This is a genomic window from Streptomyces sp. NPDC000410 (genome assembly GCF_040300305.1).
GTDB lineage: Bacteria > Actinomycetota > Actinomycetes > Streptomycetales > Streptomycetaceae > Streptomyces.
In genome coordinates this window covers 1-5781 of sequence record NZ_JBEPDM010000108.1, presented here as the reverse complement: position 1 = coordinate 5781, position 5781 = coordinate 1, and the positions used below count along the sequence as shown (strand labels likewise).

At 68.8% G+C, this 5781-nt stretch carries 5 protein-coding genes; 4 read left to right on the top strand and 1 reads right to left on the bottom strand.

What is annotated here, in order from left to right:
• A partial coding sequence (locus tag ABT342_RS37810; protein WP_351584058.1) for an alpha-amylase family glycosyl hydrolase occupies positions 1-1071 on the bottom strand: 1071 nt, incomplete at its 3' end.
• 311 nt (positions 1072-1382) lie between these two features.
• On the opposite strand from ABT342_RS37810, the gene ABT342_RS37805 reads away from it, so the two are divergent.
• From ABT342_RS37805 to ABT342_RS37790, 4 genes are all read left to right on the top strand, one after another.
• On the top strand, positions 1383-2657 hold the full coding sequence (locus tag ABT342_RS37805) for an extracellular solute-binding protein (protein WP_351584055.1): 1275 nt from the start codon (positions 1383-1385) through the stop codon (positions 2655-2657).
• 17 nt (positions 2658-2674) lie between these two features.
• A complete protein-coding gene (locus ABT342_RS37800) occupies positions 2675-3694 on the top strand; it encodes a carbohydrate ABC transporter permease (RefSeq protein WP_351584052.1) in 1020 nt (339 codons plus the stop codon).
• Entirely contained in the window at positions 3688-4539 is an 852-nt protein-coding gene (locus ABT342_RS37795; protein ID WP_351584061.1) for a sugar ABC transporter permease, read from the top strand. The genes ABT342_RS37800 and ABT342_RS37795 overlap by 7 nt, the downstream gene beginning before the upstream one ends.
• 75 nt (positions 4540-4614) lie before the next feature.
• Positions 4615-5781, top strand: a 1167-nt coding sequence (locus ABT342_RS37790) for an alpha-amylase family glycosyl hydrolase (protein WP_351584050.1), incomplete at its 3' end; no start/stop codon positions are given.

Genomic DNA, 5781 nt, shown 5'->3' with positions numbered 1-5781 from the left:
GGCCGCGGCGCGTGCCCGCCGCAGCCCGAGGGGACCGTCGCCGTAGCGGGTCGGGTGGCGTACGACGTCGTGGTTGGAGAGCACCCATGTGGTGGGGGCCCCGACGGAGGCGGTCGCCGCGAGTGAGGCGTCGATGACCTCCCGCATCGGGGCGGGCTCCCAGGGGCAGCGCAGGAACTGGAAGTTGAAGGCCTGGTGCAGCTCGTCCGGGCGGACGTACAGCGCGAGCCGCTCCGGGGTCGGCGCCCAGGCCTCGGCGACGCCGATGCGCTCGTTGTCGTAGGCGTCCAGCAGCCGGCGCCAGCCGCGGTGGATCTCGTGGACGCCGTCCTGGTCGAAGAACGGCAGCACCTGCGCGCCGATCATCTTGGCCTGCTCGCGCAGTCCGATGTCGGGCAGGCCGTCGGCCTTGACCATGCCGTGGGCCACGTCGATCCGGAAGCCGTCGACGCCGAGGTCGAGCCAGAAGCGCAGGACCGCGTCGAACTCCTCGCGCACGGCCGGGTGCTCCCAGTTGAGGTCGGGCTGCTCGGGCGCGAACAGGTGCAGATACCACTGGCCGTCCTCGACCCGGGTCCAGGCCGGGCCGCCGAAGACCGACTCCCAGTCGTTCGGCGGCAGTTCACCGCCCGTGCCCTTCCCCTTACGGAAGTGGTAGTACGCCCGCTCCGGTCCGCCGGCGAGCGCCGAGCGGAACCAGTCGTGCCGGTCGGACGTGTGGTTCGGGACGATGTCGACGATCACCCGCAGGCCGAGGAGGTGGGCTTCGCGTACGAGGTCGCTGGCGTCGGAGAGATCCCCGAAGAGGGGGTCGACGGCGCGGTAGTCGGCCACGTCGTAGCCGCCGTCGGCCTGCGGGGACGCGTAGAAGGGGGTCAGCCAGACGGCGTCGACGCCGAGTGCGGCGAGGTGGGGGAGCCGGGCCCGGACGCCGCGCAGATCACCGATGCCGTCGCCGTCGCTGTCGGCGAACGACCGCACGTACACCTGGTAGATGACGGCGTCACGCCACCAGTCCCGCGCGCGGCGGGCGGCGTGCGGCGGGATGGTCGGCTCAAGCTCCTGCGTCATGGACGGTCCCCTTCGGATCCTGCGGATGCCTGATTCGGGATGTTCCGGATCTACCGGTTCAACGCCTGCCTCTCTCGAAGGTAACAGCGCTGCAATCTCTTGCGGAAGCGGTTTCGTGCACTGTCCGGGCGGGCCGCACGGCCCAGGGCTGCGCTGACAGGGGTCTTTCCCGCTACCGCCAGGACACGCGGATGTAACGATCGTCGCCCCTTGCGGAAATCTCTCGCAAGGTCTTTCGGTCTTCTTTCAACCTTGTTACGTTCCTCGACGAATCGGCGCCGTGACAGGACGGCCCCATCGAAGGAGTTCACATGCGACGTGGCATAGCGGCCACCGCTCTGGTCGCGAGCCTGGCGCTCACGGCGACCGCGTGCGGCGGCGACGACGGCGAGGGCGCGAAGAGCAGCTCGGGCGGCAAGCTGTCCGGCACCGTCACCTGGTGGGACACGTCGACCGTCGGCAGCGAGGACAAGGTCTTCAAGAAGATCGCCGAGGGCTTCACCAAGCAGCACCCCGACGTCAAGATCAAGTATGTGAACGTGCCCTTCGGTGAGGCGCAGAACAAGTTCAAGAACGCGGCGTCCGCCGGCTCCGGCGCCCCCGACGTGATCCGCTCCGAGGTCGCCTGGACCCCCGAGTTCGCCGACCTCGGACTGCTCGCCCCCCTCGACGGCACCGCCGCCCTGAAGGACGAGAAGGACTTCCTGCCGCAGGCCGCCGCCTCCACGAAGTACAACGACAAGACCTACGCCGTCCCGCAGGTCATCGACTCCATGGGCGTCTTCTACAACAAGAAGATCTTCGAGGCGGCGGGCGTCGAGGTCCCCCGCACCATCGCCGAGCTGAAGACCGCCGCCAAGGCCATCAAGGACAAGACCGGCAAGACCGGGATGTACCTGCGCGGAGACGACGCGTACTGGCTGCTGTCCTTCCTCTACGGCGAGGGCGGCAACCTGGTCGACGCAGAGAAGAAGCAGGTCACGGTCGACAACCCGGCCGGCGTCAACGCCATGAAGGTCGTCAAGGACCTGGTCGACTCGGGCGCCGCCAAGACCGATGCCACCGACGGCTGGAACAACATGCAGTCGGCCTTCAAGGACGGCAAGGTCGCCATGATGATCAACGGCCCCTGGGCCGTCGCCGACACCTACGCGGGCGCCGAGTTCAAGGACAAGGCCAACCTCGGTGTCGCCCCCGTGCCCGCCGGCTCGGCCGGCCAGGGCGCCCCGCAGGGCGGCCACAACCTCGCCGTCTACGCGGGCTCCCCGAACCTCGCGGCCTCCCAGGCCTTCGTCGAGTACATGACCTCGGCCCAGACCCAGACCCAGGTCGCCAAGGAGCTCAACCTCCTGCCGACCCGCTCCTCCATCTACAAGGACCCGCAGGTCGCGTCGAACGAGATCGTCGGCTTCTTCAAGCCGGTCGTCGACAAGGCCGTCGAGCGCCCCTGGATCCCCGAGACGGGCAGCCTCTTCGAGCCGCTGAAGGTCGAATACACCAAGGTCCTCACCGGCCAGACCACCCCGGAAAAGGGAGCCAAGGCGACGGGCGACGCCTACCGCAAGCTCCTCAAGGACTGGAAGTAAGGGAAGAGAGACCGACAGTGGCTGTCCACACCAGCGGCCGGTCGGTGACGAAGGCCGCGGGCGCGCACAGCGCCCGCGGCCCTCGCCGCGACTCCGCACCCGCGGGGGGTCCCCTCCGCCGCGCGCTCACCACCCACTGGTACGCCTGGACCATGGTCGCCCCCGTGGTGATCGTGATCGGGGTGATCATCGGCTATCCGCTCGTACGCGGCATGTATCTGTCGCTGACCAACGCCAACGAGCGCAACGTCGAGCGGTCGATCGGGGTCAACCACCTCCCCGCGACCTACGAATTCGTCGGCCTCGACAACTACGCCGACGCCCTCACCGGCAGCCAGTTCCTCGACACCCTCGGGTGGACGCTGGTGTGGACGGTCTCCTGCGTGGCCGCCACCTTCGGCCTGGGCCTCGCGCTCGCCAACATCCTCAACCGCAGGATCGCCGGCCGGTCGTTCTACCGGATGATGCTGGTCCTGCCCTGGGCCGTGCCCGGCTTCGTCTCCGTCTTCGCCTGGCGCTTCCTCTACAACGAGGACAACGGCCTGCTCAACAAGCTCCTCGCGGGCGGCGGCCTCGGCATCGACGCCGTGCCGTGGCTGAACGACCCCACCTGGGCCAAGTTCTCGGTGATCGCCGTCAACGTCTGGCTCGGCGTGCCGTTCATGATGGTGGCCCTGCTCGGCGGACTGCAGTCCATCCCCGGCGAGCTCTACGAGGCCGCGGAGATGGACGGCGCGAACGCGTGGCAGCGCTTCCGCCACATCACGATGCCGGGCCTGCGGTCGGTGTCCACCACCGTCATCCTGCTGAGCACCATCTGGACCTTCAACATGTTCCCGGTGATCTTCCTGCTCACCCGGGGCGGTCCGGGTGAGGCCACCCAGATCCTGGTCACCCAGGCGTACAAGTTCTCCTTCGAGATCAACCCGCGCGACTTCGCTCAGTCCTCCACCTGGGGCGTGCTGATTCTCGTCCTCCTGATGCTCTTCGCCGCTGTCTACCAGCGCGTCCTTCGCAAGCAGGGAGAAACCTGGTGACCTCGACCCATCCGGCGGTGCGCGGCCGCCGTTCCCCGCTGGCCTCCCTCGGCCTGCACCTGACGCTCGTGGTGGCGTCGGTCATCGCCGTCTTCCCGGTGCTGTGGGTCCTGCTGACCTCGCTCAAGCCGGCGCAGTACGCGACGACCACCGACTTCTTCAAAGAGACGACCCTGGCCAACTACACCGGGCTGCTGAACGACACCCCGTTCCTCACCTGGTTCGCCAACTCGCTCCTCGTCGCGGGCCTCACCACGATCATCGGCGTCTTCGTGGCCGCCACCACCGGCTACGCCGTCAGCCGCTTCCGCTTCCCCGGCAAGCGCGGACTGATGTGGACCCTGCTGATCACCCAGATGTTCCCGGTCGCGGTCCTCATCGTGCCGATCTACAACCTCATGGCGGGCATGGGCCTCCTCAACGAACCGGCCGGACTGGTCATCACGTACCTGACCATCGCCGTCCCGTTCTGCGCCTGGATGATGAAGGGCTTCTTCGACACCATCCCGAGGGAGATCGACGAGTCGGGGCAGGTCGACGGACTCACCCCGTTCGGCACCTTCTGGCGGCTCATCCTGCCGCTCGCCCGGCCCGGCATCGCGGTGACGGCCTTCTACTCGTTCATCACGGCCTGGGGAGAGGTGGCCTACGCCTCCGCCTTCATGGTCGGCGACGAGAACATGACGCTGGCGGGCGGACTGCAGAAGTTCGTCAACCAGTACGGCGCCCAGTGGGGCCCGATGACCGCGGCCTCCGTGCTCATCGCCGTCCCCGCCGCGATCGTGTTCCTCTTCGCGCAGCGGCACCTGGTGGCCGGCGTATCGGCCGGTGCCGTCAAGGGCTGAGCCCGCACCTCACTCACGTACGCACCGTGCGCATCCCCTGCGCACCTTCCGCATCCGACGACACCCAGGGATGAAATGACCCAGCACCTCGCCGCCACCGCCCACCACCCGACCAGTGGCCCGCACCCCACCGGTACCGGCTGGTGGCGGGACGCGGTGATCTACCAGGTCTATCCGCGCAGCTTCGCCGACGGCAACGGTGACGGCATGGGCGATCTCGCGGGCATACGCGGCCGGCTCCCGTACCTCAAGGAGCTCGGCGTCGACGCGGTCTGGCTCAGCCCGTTCTACGCGTCGCCGCAGGCCGACGCCGGATACGACGTCGCCGACTACCGGGCCATCGACCCCATGTTCGGCACCCTCCACGACGCCGACGCGCTCATCCGCGGCGCCCACGAGCTGGGGCTGCGCGTCATCGTCGACCTCGTACCCAACCACTGCTCCGACCGGCACGACTGGTTCCGCCAGGCGCTGCGCGAGGGCCCCGGCTCCCGGCTGCGCGAGCGCTTCCACTTCCGGAAGGGCAAGGGCGCCGACGGCGAACTGCCCCCGAACGACTGGGAGTCCATCTTCGGCGGACCGGCCTGGACTTGGGTCGAGGCGCCGACAGGCGATGGGGGCACCTCCCGGCCGGAGGCTGGGGGAGAGTGGTATCTGCACCTGTTCGCGCCCGAGCAGCCCGACTTCAACTGGGAGCACCCGGCCGTCCAGGACGAGTTCCGCTCGATCCTGCGCTTCTGGCTGGACCTGGGCGTCGACGGCTTCCGCGTCGACGTGGCCCACGGGCTGGTCAAGGCCGCCGGGCTGCCCGACATCGGTTCCGGCGACCAGCTCAAGCTGCTCGGCAACGACGTCATGCCGTTCTTCGACCAGGACGGGGTGCACGACATCTACCGCTCCTGGCGGCGGATCCTCGACGAGTACGAGGGCGAGCGCGTCCTCGTCGCCGAGGCCTGGACGCCGACCGTCGAGCGTACGGCGATGTACGTACGCCCGGACGAGATGCACCAGGCCTTCAACTTCCAGTATCTGAGCACCCATTGGGACGCCACGGAGCTGCGGGAGGTCATCGACGGCTCGCTGGCCGCGATGCGCCCCGTCGGTGCCCCCACGACATGGGTGCTCTCCAACCACGACGTCACCCGGCACGCGACCCGCTTCGCCAACCCGGCCGGCCTCGGCACCCAGCTGCGCACTTCCGGTGATCGTGAGCTGGGCCTTCGGCGGGCGCGGGCGGCGTCG

Excerpts from the sequence above, each read along its gene's own strand:
- ABT342_RS37805 (WP_351584055.1), top strand. The coding sequence starts at position 1,383 with ATGCGACGTGGCATAGCGGCCACCGCTCTGGTCGCGAGCCTGGCGCTC.